Raw genomic sequence first — 19,553 nt, 5'->3', positions numbered from 1 at the left:
GGTCGCATCTCAGGCTGCCCACCAGACCGTTGAATCGGCCGGCAGGACGGTGTCGTCGGAGCCCGGCGTCACCTCGGCGCTCGCGAGGAGCAGCGTGCCGGGAGTGGGCAGGGCGGCGGGGGCCGAGGTGAGGTTCACCGTGCAGACGAACGTGGCCCCGGCGCGGGTGCGGCGGAAGGCGAGCACGCCCTCGGGGGCGTCCAGCCACTCGATGCCGCGGCCGGCGCCGAGCGCCTGGTGCTCGTGGCGCACGGCGAGCGCGGTGCGGTAGAACTCCAGCGTCGAGGCCGGGTCGCCGGTCTGGGCGGCCACCGACAGGTCCTTCCAGGAGGCCGGCTGCGGCAGCCAGCTCGGGCCGCCCTCGGCCGGGCCGAAGCCGAACGGCGGGTGCTCACCGGACCAGGGCAGCGGCACCCGGCAGCCGTCGCGCGTGCCGTCCTGCCCGGCGGAGCGGAAGAACGCCGGGTCCTGGCGCACCTCGTCCGGCAGGTCGGTGACCTCGGGCAGGCCCAGCTCCTCGCCCTGGTAGATGTACGCGGAGCCGGGCAGCGCCAGCATCAGCAGCGTGGCGGCACGGGCCCGGCGCAGTCCGCGGGCCTCGTCGCCGTCGGCGAAGCGGGTGGAGTGGCGTACGACGTCGTGGTTGGAGAGCACCCAGGTGGCGGGGGCGTCCACGGCGTTCATCGCGGCCAGGGAGCGGTCGATGACGGCGCGCAGGGCCTCGGCGTCCCAATCGGTCGTCAGGTACTCGAAGTTGAACGCCTGGTGCAGTTCGTCGGGGCGCAGATACAGGGCGCTGCGCTCGACGGTCGGGGTCCACGCCTCGGCGACGGCGATGCGCTCGGTGCCGTCCTCGCGCGTGTACTCCGCGAGGATGCGCCGCCAGTCGCGGTAGATCTCGTGCACGCCGTCCTGGTCGAAGTACGGCACGGCCTGGCTGCCGAGGAGTCTGACCTGCTCCTCGTGGCCGATGTCGGGCAGCCCCGCCGCCTTGACCAGGCCGTGCGCGACGTCGATGCGGAAGCCGTCGATGCCGAGGTCGAGCCAGAAGCGCAGGACGGAGCGGAACTCGTCCTTGACGGCGGGGTGGTCCCAGTTGAAGTCGGGCTGCTCGGGCGCGAAGAGGTGGAGGTACCAGGAGCCGTCCTCTACGCGGGTCCAGGCGGGCCCACCGAAGATGGACTCCCAGTCGTTGGGGGGCAGTTCGCCGTCGGTGCCCTTGCCGGGGCGGAAGTGGAAGCGGTCGCGCAGCGGTGATCCGGGGCCCTCGCGCAGCGCCTGCTTGAACCACTCGTGCTGGTCGGAGCAGTGGTTGGGCACGATGTCGACGATGACGCGCAGGCCCAGCGAGTGCGCTTCGCGTACGAGGTCGTCGGCGTCCGTCAGGGTGCCGAACATCGGGTCGACGGCGCGGTAGTCCGCCACGTCGTAACCGGCGTCGGCCTGCGGCGAGGCGTAGAAGGGGGAGAGCCAGACGGCGTCCACGCCCAGGTCGCGCAGGTGCGGCAGGCGGGCGGTGATGCCGGGCAGGTCGCCCATGCCGTCGCCGTTCCCGTCGGCGAAGCTGCGCGGGTAGACCTGGTAGATGACCGCGTCGCGCCACCACTCCCGGCTCGGCACGGAGTCGGTGAAGGCGGGTGCGGCGGTGACGTGCTGGGTCATGAAGTCCCTTAGGAGTGCGGGGAGTCTGCCGGTGAGGGGTCGGGTCAGGACTTGGTGCCGCCGGCCGTCAGGCCCGACACCAGATTGCGCTGGACCAGAAGGAAGACGAGCGTCGCCGGAATCAGGATGATCACCGAGGCGGCGGTCATCATGGCCCAGTCTGCCCGGGATTCGGTGGCGAAGGTACGGATTCCGACGGCGAGGGTGTAATGGTCGGCGCCCATGAACTGGGAGGCGTAGGCGACCTCACCCCACGCGGTGAGGAAGCTGTAGAACGCCGTCACGGCGAGGCCCGGCTTGGCGAGCGGCACGATGAGCCGCCAGAAGGTGCCGAAGGGGGTGAGGCCGTCGACGCGTCCCGCCTCGTCGATCTCGTGCGGGATGGTGTCGAAGTAGCCCTTCATCATCCAGGCGCAGAAGGGGACCGCGGTCGTCGCGTACGTGAGGATGAGCCCCAGGTAGTTGTCGATCAGGTCGAAGCGGGCCAGGAGTTCGTAGAGCGGCACGATCAGGACGGCCATCGGGAACATCTGGGTGACCAGGAAGCTCCACATCAGCTGCCGGTGGCCGGGGAACCGCATCCGGGAGACCGCGTAGCCCGCGGTCGCCGCGAGGAACACGCCGAGCAGCGTGGTGCCGCCCGCGACGATCACCGAGGCGCCGAACCAGTGCGGGAAGTCGGTGTCGGTGAGCACCTTGGCGTAGTTGTCCAGGCTGAGGTTGCCGAGCACCTCGCCGGGGCTCTGCCAGGCCGTCTTCGGGCCCAGCGAGATGAAGAGGATCCACACGACGGGGAACGCCGCGACCAGGCTCGCCACGATCAGCGTGCCGTGCAGCGCCAGAGAGGCGAGCGGCGAGCGCTCGTCGCGGGCCCTGACCTTCTTCGCGCGCGGTCGCGCCGGGGTGTCGGCGAGGGCTCCGGTGGGGGCCGGGGAGTGGGTGGTTGCTGAGGTCATGGTGACGGGCCCCCTCAGGCCTGCTCGGTCTTGAGCTGGCGGCGGCGGTAGAAGGTCGAGAAGGCGAGGAGGAGGGCGAGGATCACGATTCCGTAGGTGGCTGCGCCGGAGTAGTCGGACACTCCGGTGAACGCCTTGCGGAAGGCGAAGGTCACGAGGATGTCCGCCTCGCCGGTGGTGTTCTGGCCGAGCAGCAGATAGATCACCGCGAACATGTTGAACGTCCAGATGCAGCCGAGCAGCACCACGGTGTTGGTCACCGGTCGCAGGCCAGGCAGGGTGACGTTCACGAAGCGCTGCCAGGGGGAGGCGCCGTCCATCTCCGAGGCCTCGTACAGCTCCTTGGGGATGGACTGGAGTCCGCCGAGGAGCGCCACCATGTTGAAGGGGACGCCGATCCAGACGTTCACCATGATGACGGCGATCTTCTGGGCGAGCGGGGTGGCCAGCCAGTTCTGGGCGGGCAGGCCGACGGCCGTGATCATCTCGTTGAAGACGCCGTACTGCGAGTTGAGCATCAGACGCCAGGCGAAGACGCCGACGAAGGCGGGGACCGCCCACGGCAGGATCAGCAGGGCGCGGTAGAGCAGCTTGCCCCGCATCTCGCGGTTGAGCAGGAGCGCGAGGCCCATGCCGATGGCGATGTGCAGGGCGACGCAGGAGATGGTCCATACGATCGTCCAGGTCAGGCGCGGGTAGAAGTCGCCGTCCGCGCCCGAGAGGATCGACCAGTAGTTGTCGAGCCCGACCATCTTGTACGTCGCCGGGGCGTGGAAGGCCCCGATGTCCCGCGCCACGTTCGCCTCGTTGGCGTTGGTGAGCGAGAGGTAGAAGCCGTAGCCGAGCGGATACAGGACCAGTACGGCCAGGACGATGACGACCGGAGCCACCATCGCCCACGCGTACCAGTACTTCTGCCAGGAGTGGCGGAGCGCGGTGATCAACTCTGCCTGCCTCAGCTGCCGATGGTGTAGCCGGGGAGCAGCTTCTTGAAGTCCTCGGCGGCCGCGTCGAGGCCGGACTTCACGGAGACGTCACCCTGGAGGATCTTGGTGTACTGCTGCACCAGCGGCGTGAAGAGGCTGCCGACCTGGGGGAGCGCCACGCGCGGCCGCGCGGTCTTCATGATCGGGTGGAAGCCCTTGATGCGGGCGTCCTTGGTGACCTCGGGGGTGTACGCGGACTCGCGCGTCGGCAGCGTCGCGGTCTCGGCGGCGATCTTCTGCTGGCTCTTCGAGGAGGTCATGAACCGGGTGAAGAGGTAGGCGGCGTCCAGGTTCTTCGAGCCCTGGTAGACGGTGAGGTCGTGGCCGCCGGTGGGGGACTGCGGCTTTCCGGCGGAGCCGGCCGGGACCGGGGCGAAGCCGAGGTTGTCCTCGTCGCCCTTGAAGGCCTTGCCGGAGAGGTCGTCGGTGACGGACCAGGGGCCCTGGATGAGCATGGCGACCTCGCCGTTCTTGAACGAGGTCTGCATGTTGTCGTAGGCGTTGGCGAAGTCGACCTTGGCGGACGCCTCGTCGTAGACCTTCTTCGCCTCGGTGACGGCCTTGACGGCCTCCGGCGAGTTGATCGTGATCTTCTTCGTCTTCGTGTCGGCGAGGTCGGTGCCCTCGCCGTAGAGGAAGGGGAGCAGGAAGTAGGAGTCGGGGTTGAGGTAGGTGCCCTCGACGCCGGTCTTCTTCTTGATGGTCTTCGACGTCGCGATGAACTCGTCCCAGGTGGTGGGCGCCTTCTCGACGCCGGCCTTCTTGAAGAGCTTCTTGTTGTAGAGGATCGCGAGGGTGTCGGTGACCGACGGGACGCCGTACGTCTTGCCCTGGTACTTGGTGGTGTCCAGCGGGCCCTCGGTGAAGTCGTCCGTGCCGCCCTTGAGGGCGAGGGTGCCGTCCAGCGGGGCGATGTAGTGCAGCGAGGCGTACTCGGGGATCAGGCCGACGTCGGCGCGCATCACGTCGGGGGCGCCCTTGCCGGTCTTCGCGGCCGACTTGAACTTCTGCTCGATGGACGCGAACTCGATGTTCTCGTAGTCGACGTCGATCTTCGGGTACTTCTTCTCGAAGTCGGCGATCAGCTTCTTGTAGACCGGCGCCTCGGTCGTGGCGTCCGAGGTGTCCCAGTAGGTGAGGGAGCCGGAGATGTCCTTGGCGTCCTTGGCCTTGCCGGTCGAGCCTTGGTCGTCGTCGCTGCCGCAGGCGGAGGCGGTGAGCGCAAGGGCGCAGACCGCGGCGGCGATCGATATGCCACGTCGCATAGTGAACTCCTGAGGGGTGGACCCGCTGTGCCGTCCGTCCCATCGACGGCTGCCGGGCTGGCAGGAAGTTAACAGCCTTGCAAGGTTTTGCGGAAGGCTTTGCAGGGCTCTTTCTGGCTTCTTTTATGAGCGGGGCAGGGTGGAGGCGGGACTCCTGGGGCTCCTTGGCCGGTGATTCTTGCAATCTCTTGCTGCAAGACGGTCCCGGCGGTACGTTCCCCGGTCATGGCCCAGCAGCTCAGGCACCGCACCGTGGCGGTCACCGGCATCGTCCTCGCGCTCGTCGCGGCCCTCTGCACCGCGATACCGGCCGGGGCGGCCCCGCCCCCCGACCCCGGCCCGCCCGACCTAGGGAAGTCGACCGCCCAGTGGATCGACCGCGCCACCGTCGCCGTCAAGGACGACAGCGGGACCGCGGCCACCACCACCAAGCTCGTCGCCGACCACGACGGACGGCTCGCCGTGGAGGACGGCGAACTCAACGGCACCGGACGCGAGTCCACCCTGCGCAAGGTCCCCGGCGGCCTCACCGCCGCCCAGCGCGCCAAGTTCCCGCACCTCGCCCGGTACGCGGCCTACGAAGTGGCCCCCCGCGACCGCGAACACACACCCGACGACCTCACCGGCCAGGTGATCCTCACCCAGCAGTCGCCCGACGGCACCCTGCTCACCGCCACCGGCGTCCAGACCCAGGGCGTCCTCGACGACCTGTACGCCTCCCGCGCCACGAAGGCGCGGCTCGGCCCGGTCTTCCGCGAGGGCCGGGTCACGCTCTCCGTGTGGGCCCCCACCGCTCACTCCGTCGTCCTCGAACTCGGCGGCGAGCGCGTGCCGATGCGGCGCGACGGCGCCAGCGGCGTCTGGTCCGCGACCGGGCCGAAGCAGTGGACGGGCCAGCCCTACCGGTACGTCGTCAAGGTCTGGTCCCCGGGCGCCCGCGCGGTCGTCACCAACAAGGTCACCGACCCCTACTCGCTCGCCCTGACCGCCGACTCCACCCACAGCGTCGTCGTCGACCTCGACGCCAGGTCCCTCGCGCCCAAGGGCTGGACGGCCCTGAAGAAGCCGAAGGCCGTGCCGCTGCGGAACGCGCAGATCCAGGAGCTGCACATCCGGGACTTCTCCGCCACCGACCGGACGGCGAAGGCCCGCCACCGCGGCACCTACCTCGCCTTCACCGACACCCGCAGCAAGGGCTCACGGCACCTGAGGAAGCTGGCGAAGGCCGGAACGTCGTACGTCCATCTCCTGCCCGCCTTCGACATCGCGACCATCCCCGAGCACAAGGCCGACCAGAAGAGGCCCGACTGCGACCTCGCCTCCTTCGCCGCCGACTCCGAGAAGCAGCAGGAGTGCGTGGCCGCCGTCGCCGCCGACGACGCGTACAACTGGGGCTACGACCCCTTCCACTACACCGTGCCCGAAGGCTCGTACGCCACCGACCCCGAAGGGACCCGCCGCACCCGCGAGTTCCGCGAGATGGTCAAGGCCCTCAACGGCGACGGGCTGCGCGTCGTCATGGACGTCGTCTACAACCACACCGCCGCGAGCGGCCAGGACCCCAAGTCCGTACTCGACAGAATCGTGCCCGGCTACTACCACCGGCTGCTCGACGACGGCACCGTCGCGACCTCCACCTGCTGCGCGGGCACCGCGACCGAGAACGCCATGATGGGCAAGCTCGTCGTCGACTCCCTGGTCACCTGGGCCCGGCAGTACAAGGTCGACGGCTTCCGCTTCGACCTGATGGGCCACCACCCCAAGGCCAACATCCTGGCCGCCCGCAAGGCCCTCAACGCCCTCACCCCCGAGAAGGACGGTGTCGACGGCGAGCGGATCATCCTCTACGGCGAGGGCTGGAACTTCGGCGAGGCCGCCGACGACGCCCGCTTCGTCCAGGCCACCCAGAAGAACATGGCCGGCACCGGCATCGCCACCTTCTCCGACCGCGCCCGCGACGCGGTGCGCGGCGGCGGCCCCTTCGACGAGGACCCCGGCGTCCAGGGCTTCGCCAGCGGCCTCTACACCGACCCCAACGCCTCCCGGGCCAACGGCAGCCCCGCCGAGCAGAAGGCCCGGCTCCTGCACTACCAGGACCTGATCAAGGTCGGCCTCACCGGCAACCTCGCCGACTACACCTTCACCGCCTCCACGGGCCGCGAGGTCAAGGGCTCCGACGTCGACTACAACGGCGCGCCCGCCGGCTACGCGGCCGCCCCCGGCGACGCCCTCGCCTACGCCGACGCGCACGACAACGAAACCCTCTTCGACGCCCTCGCCTTCAAACTGCCCAGGACGACCACTCCGGCCGCCCGTTCGCGCATGCAGGTCCTCGCGATGGCCACCGCCGCGCTCTCCCAGGGCCCCGCGCTCTCCCAGGCGGGCAGCGACCGGCTGCGCTCCAAGTCGCTGGACCGCAACTCCTACGACAGCGGCGACTGGTTCAACGCCCTGCACTGGGACTGCCGCGACGGCAACGGCTTCGGCCGCGGGCTGCCCCCGGCCGCCGACAACAGGCCCAAGTGGCCCTACGCCAAGCCCTTGCTGACGTCGGTCCGCGTGGGCTGCCCGGACATCGAGGCGACCTCGGCCGCCTACCGTGACCTGCTGGAGATCCGTACGACCGAACCGGCCTTCGGACAGCGCACCGCCGCCGACGTGCAGCGGACGCTCTCCTTCCCTCTGTCGGGCCGCACCGAGACGCCCGGCGTCATCACCCTGCGCGCCGGCGGCCTCGTCGTCGTCTTCAACGCCACCCCCGAGGCGCGGAGACAACAGGTGCCGGCCGCCGCCGGGAAGACGTACGCACTGCACCCCGTCCAGGCAAAGGGCGCAGACGATATCGTGAAATCCGCTTCGTATGAAGCGGGTTCGGGGATCTTCACCGTTCCTGGTCGGACCGTCGCCGTCTTCTCCCGGCGCGGGCACTAGGGCGCTAACTTGGTGGGGCAGGCATGAGGCGGCCTGCCCCACCGACACCCCCTCCGAACAGCCCCAAAGGGGCCAGCTTGAGCAGCAACGGCAAGGCAGGCACCACGGTCCTGGTGGTCGACGACGTCGCCGCCAGTCGGTACGCGCTGGGCGCCGTCCTGCGCCGGGACGGGCACCGCGTCATCCTCGTCGCCAGTGCCGGCGAGGCCCTCAGCGAACTCGAAGCGCGCCACCGCGCGGGCGCACTGCCCGACGTGGCGCTCGTCGATGTCGGCCTGCCCGACATGAGCGGCTTCGAACTCTGCCGCCGCCTCAAGGAATCACCATGGGCCGCCGCCCTGCCCATCGTCCACTTCTCGGCGGCCCGCGTCGCCCCCGCCGACCGGTGCCGCGGCCTCGACGCGGGCGGCGAGGCCTATCTGACGGTGCCCGCCGAACCGGAGGAGATCCAGGCCGTCGTCCGCGCCGTCGCCCGCGGCGCCCGCCACCGCAGCGACGCCGAGGCACAGGCCGGCCATCTGACGCGGCTCGCCGAGACCATCCTCGACGTGCAGTCCGCCCGCTGCCCGCGCGAACTGGCCGACGCCGCCGCCGCGGGCACCGACCGCCTCACCCGGAGCCCCGCCGCCGCGTTCATCGTCGGCGACGACGGCGCCCTGCACCGCGGCCTGTCCCGGCGCAGGACCCCCGCCTCGCTGCCCGACGACGGCGCGCACGAAGCGGTGGCCCGCCTCGTCCTGCGCATCATGTCCGGCCACGTCGGCGTGCGCAGCATCATCGCGCCCACCCCGCTGTGGCCGCCCGGCTTCTTCCAGGCCGAACCGCCCGGCGGCTTTGGACCGCCCGACGGCGCCCGGCTCGCCCTGGCCCGCAGCCGCGAGGGCTGCGCACCCGTCTGCCTCGCCACACCCACGTTCGCCCGAGGATCCATCCCCGACACCGGGCGTCTCGTGGGGCGGCTCGCCCACGCCACCGCGCTCGCCGCGGAGCGACTGCTCATGTACGAGATGGAACGCCACATCGCCCTCACCCTCCAGCGCAGCTTCCTGCCCGCGCACGTACCGCAGATGCCCGGCACGGAAGTCGTCGTGCGCTACGAACCCGCCTCCCGCGACACGGAGATCGGCGGCGACTTCTACGCCGCGCTGCCCACCTCGGCGGGCGTCCTCACCGCCATCGGCGACGTCGTCGGCCACTCCCTGGACGCCGCCACCGTGATGGTCGAGATCCGGCACGCCCTGCGCGCCTACTGCGTCGACGAACCCGACCCCCGGGCGCTCGCCCACCGCCTCGACAAGATGCTCCAGCGCTACCACCCCGACGTGACGGCCACCCTCTGCCTCGCGCTCGTCGACCCCGGCACCGGCCGCACCCGCGTCGCCAACGCCGGGCACATCCCGCCCCTCGTCGTCAACGACACCGGCAGCGCCGACTACCTCAAGGCGTGCGGCCCGCTGCTCGGCCTCGGCCTGGACAGGCCCACGCCCACCGAGACGCTCCTGCGCCCCAACGACCGGCTCCTCATGGTCACCGACGGGCTCATCGAGACCCGCGGCACCGACCTCGTGGTCTCCATGGAACACCTGCGCACCGTCGCGGGCGACGCACCGCTCGGCGTCGACGCCCTCTGCGACACACTGCTCGCCTGCTTCGGCCACGACAGCGACGACGACATCGCGCTCCTCGCCCTGCGCCTGACCGGTGAGCGTTAGGCCTGGTCCCGCCTAGCGGGCGCCGGTGAGCCGCTTCTCCAGAAGCGTCACGCCGTACGTACTCCCGTCGGCGGCGACCTTCCCCGTCAGCTCCCCGACGACCGTGTACCCGGCCCCCTCGTAGTACGCGCGCAGCCGCGGATTGGCCGACACGCAATCCAGACGGCACAGTTCGCGCCCCGCCTCGGCAATCCGCCGCTCGGCCCGCGCGAGCATCGCCCGCCCCGTCCCGGGCCGCGCCCCGCGCCGCACCATCAGCCGGTGCACATAGCCCGCGTCCGGCTCCCGCACGCCCCAGGCGGCCACGTCGTCCCACCACACCTCGTACGCCCCGACGACCTCGTCCCCCTCGTGGGCGAGCCACACCTCCTCCGCGCCCGAGGTGATCAGCCGGCGGAAGTGCCGTTCGTCTTTGTCGCCCGGCTTCCACTGGTCGATGCCGTGCTCCAGCATCCAGCGGGCCGCACCGTCGTAGAGATTCGCGAGGGTGGTCGTGTCGGTCTCGTCCGCACTGCGGATGGTCAGTTGCGCCGTCATGGCGATCACCGTAAAGGTGGGCATGACATCGGACCTATGAGGGGTGTGGCCATGCCGCAGATCACTGTCGACTACTCCGAGCGGCTCGCCGAGGACTTCGACCGCAGGGGGTTCGCGCTCGCCCTGCACCCGCTGCTCGTCGACGTCGCCGACGCCGAGGCGGACGCCTGCAAGACCCGCTTCGTGCGGACCGAGGACAGCGTGGTGGGCGGCGGGACCGGCGACGACGGCATCGTGCACGTCATGATCGGGCTGCTGCCCGGCCGTTCGGCGCGGACCAAGGCGCGGGTCACCGAAGGCACGCTGGACCTCGTGCGGCAGTACGTGAAGCCCGTCGGCGGGCTCGTCCTGCACGCCTCGGCCGAGATCCGCGACCTGGACGAGTCCTACCGCAAGTCGTCGGACGCCTGAGGCGCCAGCGCGACAAGGCGGACGATCAGCTCGGCGAACGGACCGTCGGCCGGCTCCCTGGCGAGGATGGAGCGCAGCAGCGCCGCCATCTCCTCGTCGTAGGCGGCGCTCACCGCGGTCAGCGCCGCGAAGTCGTGCACCAGCTGCAGTTCCAGCTCCCCGCGCGGAACGCGCCGCCCGTCCAGCCAGAGCAGCGCCGTGGACTCCGCCAGCGAGATCCAGGACCGCACGACGAGTTCGAGCCGGGCGGGCGGCTCGGTGACGCCCAGGTGCGCGAGGATCTGGTCGTACGCCGCCTGCCGCACCGAGTCGATCAGCGCGTTGGTCGTCGACGCCGTCCCCACCGGGCAGGCGCCGCCCGCCGAGACCGCGGGACCGCCCCGCATCAGCGCGGAGAAGCCGGGCCCGTGCTCGTCGACGAAGGACAGGAAGCGGCCCATCACCTTCAGCAGCCGCGTCCCGAGCGGGCCCTCGCGCGGCTCCACGAACCGCTCGGCCAGATCCTCGGCCGCCCGCCGCAACGCCGCCTCGTACAGGCTGAGTTTGCCGGGGAAGTAGTGGTAGACCAGCGGACGCGAGATGCCCGCGGCCGCTGCTATCTCGTCGATCGAGACGTCGTCGGGCGAGCGGTGGCTGAACAGGTCGAGCGCGACCCCGATCAACTGCTGCCGCCGCTCCTCGACACCCATCCTGCGGCGCACCCCGGTTGTCATGCGAACACCTTACCGAGCGGAACCGGCCTTCCGCGGGCCGGTCCGCCGGGGCCGTTCACATGTCGAGGACGAGCCGCTCACCGCGCGCCCGCGAGACGCAGATGAGCATGGAACGGGCCCGCTCGTCGTCCTTCAGCAGCTCGTCGCGGTGCTCGATCTCCCCTTCCAGGACGCGCTGTTGGCACGTTCCGCAGAATCCCTGCTCGCAGGAGTACGCCGTGTTCGGCAGCTCGGCGCGGACCGCGGCGAGCACCGTACTGTCCGCCGCGACCGCCACCGTGCGTCCACTGCGGCGCAGTTCGACCTCGAAGGAGGTACCGCCCCCGGTGGAGGCGCGGGGCGAGAACCGCTCCAGGTGCAGCGAGCACCCCTCGGGCAGCGCGGCACCGACCGCGTCCAGCAGCGCTTCCGGCCCGCATACGTGAACGGCGGCGCCCTCCGGCGTGCCGTCCAGGAAGGCGGCCACGTCCGGCAGCCCGTCCTCGTCCTCGGCGACGACGGTGACCCGCCCCTCGCGCGCCCCGCCGAGCTTCCCGACCTCTTCGAGGAACGGCATGGAGGCACGCGTACGCCCCCCGTACAGCAGCCGCCACGGCGCGCCCGAGGCGTCGACGGCCCGCAGCATCGGCAGGACCGGCGTGATGCCGATGCCCCCGGCCACGAAGACGTACGACGGGGCGTCGGCGAGCGGGAAGCGGTTGCGCGGCCCCCGCACCTCCACCTCGACGCCCTCCCGCAACCGTTCGTGCACCTCGCGCGAGCCGCCCCTGCCGCCCTGCTCGGCGCCGATCAGCCGGGTCGCGACGGTGTACGAGGAGGAGTCCTCGGGGTCGCCGCAGAGCGAGTACTGGCGTACCAGCCCCGAGGGGAGCACCAGATCGAGATGGGCGCCGGGCCGCCACGGAGGCAAGTCCACGCCCTCCAAACGCACTTGGACCACACCGTCGGCCACGCGCTCGTGCCGCGTCACGCGCAGCCGCAGCGCCCGGGAGCGCGGCTGCCCGGACACCGGCTCCTCCAGGGCGGGCAGTGGCCACAGCGGGGAGGCGGCGATGCGGCGGCGCATGGCCCGCCGGGCGAGCAGGGCGCCGCCCGCGACGAGGGCGAGGGTGCGGACGCGGGGCATGTCAGACACCCCCGTTCGACTGCTGGGCACCGGCCTTCTCGGCGGCGGCGGCGACGGCGGCCGGCGAGGAGGCGAGATAGGCGACGGCCTGTGCCGTGCTGCCCTCCTGCGAAGGGTGGTAAGTGCGGCTCAGGTAGCGGGGGATGGAGCGGATCATGTCGCCCGTGGAGGGCAGCGTGCCCGCGCGTCCGCTGCGGTGGAAGTCCTTGAAGCTCGCCTTGCCGCCGACGAGCGTCGGGTCGTTCTCCATGAAGAACCGCGCCCCGCGCTGCCAGAGGAAGACCAGGGCGGTGAAGGCGGTCGCCCAGGTCCGCGCGCGGCGCCCGTAGCCGCCGTCGACGTGCATGAAGAGGTCGAAGGCCACGGACCGGTGCTCGACCTCCTCGGCGCCGTGCCAGCGCAGCAGGTCCAGCATGGTCGGGTCGGCGCCCCTGAGGTCCAGCTCCTCGGCGTTGAGGACCCAGTCGCCGAGGAAGGCGGTGTAGTGCTCGATGGCCGCGATCATCGCGACGCGCTCCATCAGCCACCAGTGGCGGGGCCTGCCCGGCGGCAGCGTCCGGTCCCCGAGCAGCTTCTCGAAGAGCCAGTCGACCTGGGCGGTGTACGGCGTCGGGTCGAGCCCCTGCTCCCTGAGGTGCGGCAGGACCTCGTCGTGGGCCTGCGAGTGCATCGCCTCCTGGCCGATGAACCCGATGACGTCCTCGCGCAGCCGCTCGTCACGTATGTGCGGCAGGACCTGCTTGTAGACGTGTACGAACCACCGCTCACCGGCGGGCAGCAGCAGATGCAGCACGTTGATGGTGTGCGTGGTGAACGGGTCGTTCGGGAGCCAGTGGAGCGGGGTGTTCTCCCAGGAGAAGGAGACGTTGCGTGCCTTGAGCGCCGTGTGCTCGGACGCGACGGGCTCGGGCCCCCGGCTCTGCGTATTAGACATGGCGTCAATGTACTGATGGGTAGGTGGGGCGGTACAGGGGTGGGCGACGAAAATCAGGTCGGCCGAGAACCCCCTGCCGCAGTGGCAGGGGGATCCCCCTACCGCAACGTCGTCACCTTCGTGCCGTCCGCAAGGGTGCCGGTCAGGCGGGCGCGGGCGGTGCGCTCCGTCCTGAGCGCGAGGACGTTGCCCTGGACCCGGTGGCCGCCGGACGTGGTCAGGGACGTGACGTTCTTGCTGCCCGCGCCGAGGAGGTACCAGTTCCCGGCCCGGGACTTCCACAGGACGCCCGCGAGGATCCGGGGGTCGCGGGCGCCGCACGCGGGGGAGTCCTCGGCCTTGGCGGCCACCGCGCCCGCGGGGCCGCCCGCGGTCTGGAACTGGGCGAGGGTCCTGCTGCCGCCGCCCCGCCAGGTCTCGGCGCGCGTGCAGACCCACTGGGCGACGCCGTTGACCTCGGGGAGGGCCTGACGGGCGTACGCCCAGGAGTTCACGGACCGCACGCCGTGGGAGCGCACCGACGCGAGGGAGCAGGCGGACTTGGCCCAGTCGGCGGGGGCGGCCTCGCGCGGCGCCTCGGGGCGGCCCGCGGTCAGCCGGGCGGGGGTCAGCTCACCGAGGTCGGTCGACATCCGCACGGCACCGGAGTTGTCGCGCAGCCGCAGCGCGTTCCACGACGTGCACCGGCCGGTCTGCGCGGGACCGGCGAAGGGGTCGGTGACGCCTTCCTCGTCGCGGTCCAGGGGGAGGGCCTTACCAGCGGGCTTGACCAGGTCGTGGACCGCGGCGGCGCGGACCCAGGGGGCCGTCAAGTAGCGGATGTTGCCGTCCGCGCGGTTGACGACGACGGCGTTCGCCTCGGGGCCGGTGGCGCCGTCCACGCGCGCGAGGTCCAGCGCGGCGCCGCTCGTGCCCTCCCTCGGCTCGGCGTAGCGCACGACGCGCAGACCGTCGTGGAGCAGCACCACGCGGGCGTCGTCGATGTCCCCGGCGAAGAGGAGCTGGGCGGGCCCGGGGGGCGCCCCGGCGGCGGTGCCCGGGGTGGCGGAGACCTGGACGGATTCGCCGGGCCGCGCCCAGACGGCGAGGGCGCGGCGCAGCAGCTCCTTGTCCCCGGTGAGGTTGCCGCGCGCGGGCCAGACGGAGAAGTCGGTACGGGCGGAACGTTTCCACGCCCCGGCGCCGATCACCGTCAACTGCTCCGGGTCGAGGGCGGCCTGCCCGGCCGGGTTCTGCGCGTACGGGGGAGCGGCGGCGCCGTCGGGCCCCCAGCCGCCGCCCGGCAGACCGAGGAGCGCCCCGCACACCAGCGTGGCGACGGCGGCGACGCCCGCGGCCTTCATGTGCTGCCTGCGCCGCATCAGGTCGGGGGGTCTGGCCTGCAGGGAGCACGGGTCGAACTCGGAGGAGGCGAGCAGGGCGTAGCGCGCCTCGACGTCGTCCGCCTCGTCGAGGGCGGCGCCCGGGTCGACGCAGCCGGCGCCCGCCAGCACCGTGCGCACCCCGGAGTCGTCGAGCGCCTCCAGGCCGCGCAGCACATACGCGGCACGGGCGGCGCCGGAGAGCTGGGCCAGCCGCTGGTCCAGGGCGAGTTCGTCGGCGCCACCGGAACGCGGGAAGAGCCGCAGCCCTCTGACCTGCGGCAGCAGCGGCGGAAGCTGCGCCCTCCTGGGCCAGGCACGCCACGTCAGGGGGAGCCCGGCGTCGAGCGCGCCGCGCAGAACCTGGAGACGTACGTACGCGTATCCGGGCCCCCGCTGATGACCACCGCCCCCGCCGCCCTGCTGCGCGGGGATGACGGCCGCCGCGCCGGACGTGCGGCGGCGCGGCAGGGCACGCTGGGTGAGGGAGTGGGCGGTCAGGACGCGGCGGTTGCGGCCGAGGCTGGGTGGCAGCACCAGGTAGGCGAGCCGGACGAGCCGCGGGTAGTGCTCGACGAGGGCGGCCTCGGCCTGCTCCACGTCGACGACGGGGGCGGGGCCGGTGACGCTCGGGGACTGCGACTGCGGGGACTGCACATTCGACGACACGTTCAGCAAAACGAGCGAATCGTCGGTTGGTCACCTCATGACTGGCCGGGCTCCACGAGTGCGCGGGCGTAAGCGCCCATGGCTCGCTGGTAGCGCGGCAGATGCGGCCACCGCCAACTTCCCCTCCCCGTATATGCGTTGCCCCGCATAACCCCTGCCCCGCCGCTCCGCGGCGGATGTCTCCCACCCACCCGCCCGTTTACCCCGCGTTGCGGGGTGGGCGTAGGAACACAGGGCGGGCAGGTGGGGAACTCCCGCGCTGCGAGGGTGGGTGTGGGAACACAGGGCGGGCGGGGACCCCGGAGCTGTTGAGGTGGGCGTGGGAGTTGGGAAGCCGCGACGGCCCGCAGCCGCGAGCGCTTCCGAGAGGACATGGGCCTACGCGGCCCCGGGCGGGCCACCCCCACCCACCCGCAGTCGCGAGCGCTCCCGAGGGGACGTGGGGGTATGTGCGAGCGGAGCACAGTAGGGCAACTGGCCCAGCAGCAAATCAACGCCCGCACCAAGATGGCGAGCACGCACATACCCCCGCGGCCCCGCCCCACAGACGGAGAGAAGGCGAGACCCCGCTCAAGGCGCCCCGCCAGTGCAAGGCGCCCCCGCCAGCGACCGTTACCCCAGGTGCCACCCACTGAACGACACCGTCCCCCGCGCGCCGTCACCCCCATGAGTGGCGCTCATGAACATCCCCACGTCCTGCACAGCCGCAGCGCCCGGCGGCACGCCGACCGTCGCCACCTCCCGCCAAGCACCACCCCCGTCCGTGGAAAGGGCCCCCGTAACCGCACCCCCGACCCGAGCGAGCCGCAGCAGCACCGGCGCCCTGACCCCCGTAACCCGCTTGTACGTGTCCAACGTGCCGTCCCCGTTCGTGTCGTAAGACAGCACGACCCCGTTCCCCGGAGTGACGGCGAGGTTCACGATGCCAGGAGAGCCCACCGTGGCCATCGAGTTGCGGGCGATGATCCCCGCCCGCGCCCACGGCCCCGTCGCCGCCTGCGCGTCGACCCGGACCGTCACCGAGACCCCGTCGCGCAACGCCCCGGCACGGTAGAGCGTGCCGAACTCGGTGGTGCCCTTCCACAGGTCGGCCCCGCCCCCGTCGATCGCGTACCGCCCCTCCAACTCGCCGAAGACGGCGCCGTTGTTGGAGTACGTCTTCCAGTCGCCGCCCACCGGCCCCGCCTCGAACAGCGTCCCTTCGTGGACGTGCCGCACCCGCCGCTCGCCGGCCGGCCCGTACCGCACGGCGATCTCGTACGGCAGCGGACGCAGCGGCCGGTCCAGCGGCGTGTCCGGCGCACTGGCCCGCCACGTCACCTGGCCCGTGCCCCCGGGCCCGACCCTCGGCAGGGACACCGGTCCCGTCGGCTCCGCCTCGATGCCGGTCAACGCGAAGTCGACGCGGCCCGTGGCACGCAGCCCGTTGACGTTGCGGAAGACGGCCGTCACGCGCGCGTGGCCGCCCGGCGGGAAGGCGGGCGGTTCCGCGGTGACCTCCACCAGACCCTGGTAGGGCGCCCGCGCGAGGACGCCCCGCACCCGCGAGGCGGTGCGGTACGGGTCGCCGACCGGCCGCAGTGGATAGTCCTCGCGCGACCGCGTCCACGGCTCCTCCACCGCGTACCAGTCCACCGGCTTCGGCTCGCGCCCCGCCGCCATCGCGTCCGCGAGCTCGTCGAGCCACCGCTGCCAGCGGGGCACGTAGAAGTCGCTCATCAGCCCGTGCCACTCGCGGTTGCCGTACTCGTGGAGCCTGCCGCCGTCGGCGGTGGCGCGGTCGCCCCAGACGGTGATCAGTACCTTGGCGGTCCGCTCGAACTCGGCGCGCTCGGCCTCGGTCGTCGCCATGCGCCGGGCCGCCTCGACCCAGGGCCCGAGCAGGAACGCGGGGTCGGTCCCGGTGACCTCGTCCGAGAGCCGCATCAGCCGCAGCCACAGCGTGGAAAGGGCCCGGAAGGCTGCCTGGTCACCGCGCCGGTACGCCGCCCGCAGCTGCGGCAGGAGCTGCCGGCTGCGGTGTGCGAGGGCCTGGCGTGCCACGTCCACCAGGTCGTAGCGGTAGGCGGCGCTGCCCCGCAGCCCGCCCGCCACCCCCAGCAGCCCGGTGAGCGCGGCGTCGAAGCGGGCCGGGTCATAGGTCAGGGCGCGCGGCGCGTACTCGGCGGCGCGGCCGGCCGCGAGGTCGGGGCGGGCGGCGAACAGGGAGTCGTGGGGGTCGCTGCGCTCCACGGCGGTGTGCCGGTAGGCGGTGTCGTGCAGCGCCCGCCAGGCGGCCCGCGCGTCGCGGTCGCGCCCGCCGTACCGGAAGTCGGCGTACGAGGAGAACCACGAAGCCCGGTCCACCGGCCCCTCGGCCCAGGCCAGCTCGGAGAACAGCTCGAAGGCGGCCGGGTCGCGGTCCGTGGCCTCCGGCATGAAGGCGGTGCCCACCAGCGCGCTGTTCGGCTTGTCACGCCAGGCGAAGAACTTCTCGTTCCACAGGTGCGTGCGGGCACCGATCGTCGTGCGCCCGCCGAAGTTGGGGATGGTGCCGAAGGCGTACGGCGTGCCGCCCCAGTCCCTCTCCCGGTCGGTGACGCTCGTGTACCGGTCCGAGACGCCGTCGACGATCAGCATCCGCTTCTTGTCGACGGCGTCGAGCAGCGCGGGCAGCGGATTGGCCTCCCAGCCGAGGATCACCCACGTCGCGCCGGGCCGCGCCGTGCGCAGGGCGGCTTCCACGCCCCGGGCGGCGGCGGGCACGGGCACGTCACCGGCGGTGCCGCCCTCGTGCAGCAGGTCCATCTTGAACAGGTCGGCGGGGCCGAGGAGCCGCTCCTGGTGCCGGTAGAAGGACGCGGCGACCTTCGCGAAGGCCGAGGTGCGCGGATCGAGCCAGTCGGGCCGCTCGAAGCCGTGCCAGACGCCCTGCGGTACGACCCGCGCGTCGCCGCCGTTGCGCTCGACGAACCCGTCGGGCACGTGCCCGTAGTAGCCGGGCAGCACGGGCGCGATGCCGAGCGCGCGCAGCCGGTCGGTGATCTTGCGCCCCAACGCGGCGCGGTCCGCAATGAGTTCGGCGGTGAGCGGACCTCCGTACCCGGAGAGGTTCTGCAGCAGCCACCACGGCTGGTGCGAGGGCGCGGGCAGCCACGCCCTGGCCTCGGCGTCGGAGTAGCCGAACTCCTGGAGGACCCGGTGGTAGACGGCCTCGGCGCCCGCCACCACGAGGACTTCGTTGCAGCCGTGCAGGGCGAGTACGTCGATCATCCGCTCCCAGTACGTCCAGTCGGCGTACGGCGCGGTGTACCCGTCGTTGGTGTCGTTCAGGGCGAACCGGTGGGGGAGCCCGGTGGACCGCTCCAGCGGCCTGGCGGGCGCGGGCAGTCTGCGTGGCAGGTCCAGCTGGTCGCCGTTCCAGGTGATGTGGGCGCCGCACACGTACTTCAGGTACCAGTGGACGCCGGTGAGGAGCACCGCGGGTGTCGTGCCGGACACCTCGATCCGCCCGGTGGCCCCGGTGACCCGGAAGCGGTCCTCGCGGCCCCGCGCGGGCAGGAGTCTGAGCCGGATCTGCTCCGCGTGACGCGGCAGAAGTCTGTTGAGCGCCGAGCGCGCGGAATCCGTATCGAAGGCGGGGGCCTTCTCGGACCCCTCGGCGGCGCGGGCCGGCAGCGGCACTGCGCCGATGGCGGCGCCGAGGCCGAGGGCACCGGCGGTGCCGAGCACGGTACGACGGGACGGTTCGGACATGTGTACCCCCTGAGGTGAAGGCTGCGGCGCACGGTATCCGCGCGGCCGACTCCCCTCAAAGGTGCATACGAGACAGGCGGGTTCGGCTCGCCGGAAGAGGTTGGTGGGGCGATGAAGGCAGCACGGATCGTGCTTTCGGGCAGGGGCGTGGGCCTTCTGCTCGCGATGGTGGGATGCGGCTCGGTGATCGTGGGATGCGGCTCGGGGGGTGACGACACACCGAGCACGGCGAGCGGCAGCCTGGAGCAGCTGGCGGCCAGGGCGAGATGCAGGGCCGACATCCAGACGGACGCGGCCGACCTGCGCCAGGCCACCTGTGAGAACGGTGCCCGGCGCTACATCCTCGTAACCTTTACAAACGCGCGTGGCCAGGCCGAATGGCTCGACGAGGCGGACGACTACGGCGGCACGTACCTCGTCGGCGGCAGCTGGGTCGCGGTCGGCGGCCCCGCCGACATCTCGGCGCTGCGCGAGCGGCTCGGCGGGACCGTGGTGGACGCCGCGGGGAGGCACGGCGGGAGCCACCACGGCCGCCACGGGGGATGAACGGACGGG

14 protein-coding genes are annotated in these 19,553 nt (G+C 72.1%); 4 read left to right on the top strand and 10 right to left on the bottom strand.

All coding sequences use genetic code 11. The features are described 5' to 3' along the window. Positions 1-9: 9 nt before the first annotated feature. The 4 genes from ACWDZ7_RS12135 to ACWDZ7_RS12120 form a co-directional block, all read right to left on the bottom strand. Entirely contained in the window at positions 10-1,662 is a 1,653-nt protein-coding gene (locus tag ACWDZ7_RS12135) for a glycoside hydrolase family 13 protein (protein WP_451796581.1), read from the bottom strand. Between the two features lie 44 nt (positions 1,663-1,706). After that, complete coding sequence (locus ACWDZ7_RS12130; RefSeq protein ID WP_451796580.1) at positions 1,707-2,618, bottom strand: sugar ABC transporter permease; 912 nt, start codon at positions 2,616-2,618, stop codon at positions 1,707-1,709. A 14-nt stretch (positions 2,619-2,632) separates the two neighbouring features. Next, positions 2,633-3,511: a carbohydrate ABC transporter permease gene (locus ACWDZ7_RS12125; RefSeq protein ID WP_451796781.1), complete on the bottom strand. Its 879-nt coding sequence runs from the start codon at positions 3,509-3,511 to the stop codon at positions 2,633-2,635. A gap of 62 nt (positions 3,512-3,573) precedes the next feature. Further along, a complete protein-coding gene (locus ACWDZ7_RS12120) occupies positions 3,574-4,869 on the bottom strand; it encodes an extracellular solute-binding protein (protein WP_451796579.1) in 1,296 nt (431 codons plus the stop codon). 225 nt (positions 4,870-5,094) lie between these two features. On the opposite strand from ACWDZ7_RS12120, the gene pulA reads away from it, so the two are divergent. Both pulA and ACWDZ7_RS12110 read left to right on the top strand, forming a co-directional pair. After that, a complete protein-coding gene (gene pulA, locus ACWDZ7_RS12115) occupies positions 5,095-7,800 on the top strand; it encodes a pullulanase-type alpha-1,6-glucosidase (protein ID WP_451796578.1) in 2,706 nt (901 codons plus the stop codon). A 77-nt stretch (positions 7,801-7,877) separates the two neighbouring features. Then, complete coding sequence (locus tag ACWDZ7_RS12110) at positions 7,878-9,512, top strand: SpoIIE family protein phosphatase (RefSeq protein WP_451796577.1); 1,635 nt, start codon at positions 7,878-7,880, stop codon at positions 9,510-9,512. Between the two features lie 12 nt (positions 9,513-9,524). Here ACWDZ7_RS12110 and ACWDZ7_RS12105 read toward each other — a convergent pair whose 3' ends face one another. After that, entirely contained in the window at positions 9,525-10,049 is a 525-nt protein-coding gene (locus ACWDZ7_RS12105) for a GNAT family N-acetyltransferase (protein WP_451796576.1), read from the bottom strand. A 51-nt stretch (positions 10,050-10,100) separates the two neighbouring features. On the opposite strand from ACWDZ7_RS12105, the gene ACWDZ7_RS12100 reads away from it, so the two are divergent. Beyond that, entirely contained in the window at positions 10,101-10,460 is a 360-nt protein-coding gene (locus ACWDZ7_RS12100; protein ID WP_451796575.1) for a 5-carboxymethyl-2-hydroxymuconate Delta-isomerase, read from the top strand. On the opposite strand, the gene ACWDZ7_RS12095 is transcribed toward ACWDZ7_RS12100, so the two are convergent. From ACWDZ7_RS12095 to ACWDZ7_RS12075, 5 genes are all read right to left on the bottom strand, one after another. Then, positions 10,436-11,173, bottom strand: a complete 738-nt coding sequence (locus ACWDZ7_RS12095) for a TetR/AcrR family transcriptional regulator (protein WP_451796574.1) — start codon at positions 11,171-11,173, stop codon at positions 10,436-10,438. The genes ACWDZ7_RS12100 and ACWDZ7_RS12095 overlap by 25 nt on opposite strands. Before the next feature lie 55 nt (positions 11,174-11,228). After that, a complete protein-coding gene (locus tag ACWDZ7_RS12090) occupies positions 11,229-12,299 on the bottom strand; it encodes a PDR/VanB family oxidoreductase (protein ID WP_451796573.1) in 1,071 nt (356 codons plus the stop codon). A gap of 1 nt (position 12,300) precedes the next feature. Next, on the bottom strand, positions 12,301-13,233 hold the full coding sequence (locus tag ACWDZ7_RS12085) for a metal-dependent hydrolase (RefSeq protein ID WP_451796572.1): 933 nt from the start codon (positions 13,231-13,233) through the stop codon (positions 12,301-12,303). 98 nt (positions 13,234-13,331) lie between these two features. After that, a complete protein-coding gene (locus ACWDZ7_RS12080) occupies positions 13,332-15,251 on the bottom strand; it encodes a hypothetical protein (protein WP_451796571.1) in 1,920 nt (639 codons plus the stop codon). Positions 15,252-15,875: 624 nt separating this feature from the next. Beyond that, positions 15,876-18,998 carry an alpha-N-acetylglucosaminidase gene (locus ACWDZ7_RS12075; protein ID WP_451796570.1) on the bottom strand — a complete coding sequence of 1,041 codons (3,123 nt, stop codon included), beginning with the start codon at positions 18,996-18,998 and terminating at the stop codon, positions 15,876-15,878. Positions 18,999-19,109: 111 nt separating this feature from the next. Between ACWDZ7_RS12075 and ACWDZ7_RS12070 the strand changes: the two genes are divergently transcribed. Further along, a complete protein-coding gene (locus ACWDZ7_RS12070; RefSeq protein ID WP_451796569.1) occupies positions 19,110-19,544 on the top strand; it encodes a hypothetical protein in 435 nt (144 codons plus the stop codon). The last annotated feature ends 9 nt before the right edge of the window (positions 19,545-19,553 follow it).

It is taken from the genome of Streptomyces sp. NPDC003032, from assembly GCF_053591415.1.
Note: the sequence above shows the minus strand (reverse complement) of the source record. Positions and strands in the feature narration are given on the sequence as shown.

Excerpts from the sequence above, each read along its gene's own strand:
- ACWDZ7_RS12135 (WP_451796581.1), bottom strand. The coding sequence starts at position 1,662 with ATGACCCAGCACGTCACCGCCGCACCCGCCTTCACCGACTCCGTGCCG.
- ACWDZ7_RS12130 (WP_451796580.1), bottom strand. The coding sequence starts at position 2,618 with ATGACCTCAGCAACCACCCACTCCCCGGCCCCCACCGGAGCCCTCGCC.
- ACWDZ7_RS12125 (WP_451796781.1), bottom strand. The coding sequence starts at position 3,511 with ATGGTGGCTCCGGTCGTCATCGTCCTGGCCGTACTGGTCCTGTATCCG.
- ACWDZ7_RS12120 (WP_451796579.1), bottom strand. The coding sequence starts at position 4,869 with ATGCGACGTGGCATATCGATCGCCGCCGCGGTCTGCGCCCTTGCGCTC.
- pulA (WP_451796578.1), top strand. The coding sequence starts at position 5,095 with ATGGCCCAGCAGCTCAGGCACCGCACCGTGGCGGTCACCGGCATCGTC.
- ACWDZ7_RS12105 (WP_451796576.1), bottom strand. The coding sequence starts at position 10,049 with ATGACGGCGCAACTGACCATCCGCAGTGCGGACGAGACCGACACGACC.
- ACWDZ7_RS12100 (WP_451796575.1), top strand. The coding sequence starts at position 10,101 with ATGCCGCAGATCACTGTCGACTACTCCGAGCGGCTCGCCGAGGACTTC.
- ACWDZ7_RS12095 (WP_451796574.1), bottom strand. The coding sequence starts at position 11,173 with ATGACAACCGGGGTGCGCCGCAGGATGGGTGTCGAGGAGCGGCGGCAG.
- ACWDZ7_RS12090 (WP_451796573.1), bottom strand. The coding sequence starts at position 12,299 with ATGCCCCGCGTCCGCACCCTCGCCCTCGTCGCGGGCGGCGCCCTGCTC.
- ACWDZ7_RS12085 (WP_451796572.1), bottom strand. The coding sequence starts at position 13,233 with ATGTCTAATACGCAGAGCCGGGGGCCCGAGCCCGTCGCGTCCGAGCAC.
- ACWDZ7_RS12075 (WP_451796570.1), bottom strand. The coding sequence starts at position 18,998 with ATGTCCGAACCGTCCCGTCGTACCGTGCTCGGCACCGCCGGTGCCCTC.
- ACWDZ7_RS12070 (WP_451796569.1), top strand. The coding sequence starts at position 19,110 with ATGAAGGCAGCACGGATCGTGCTTTCGGGCAGGGGCGTGGGCCTTCTG.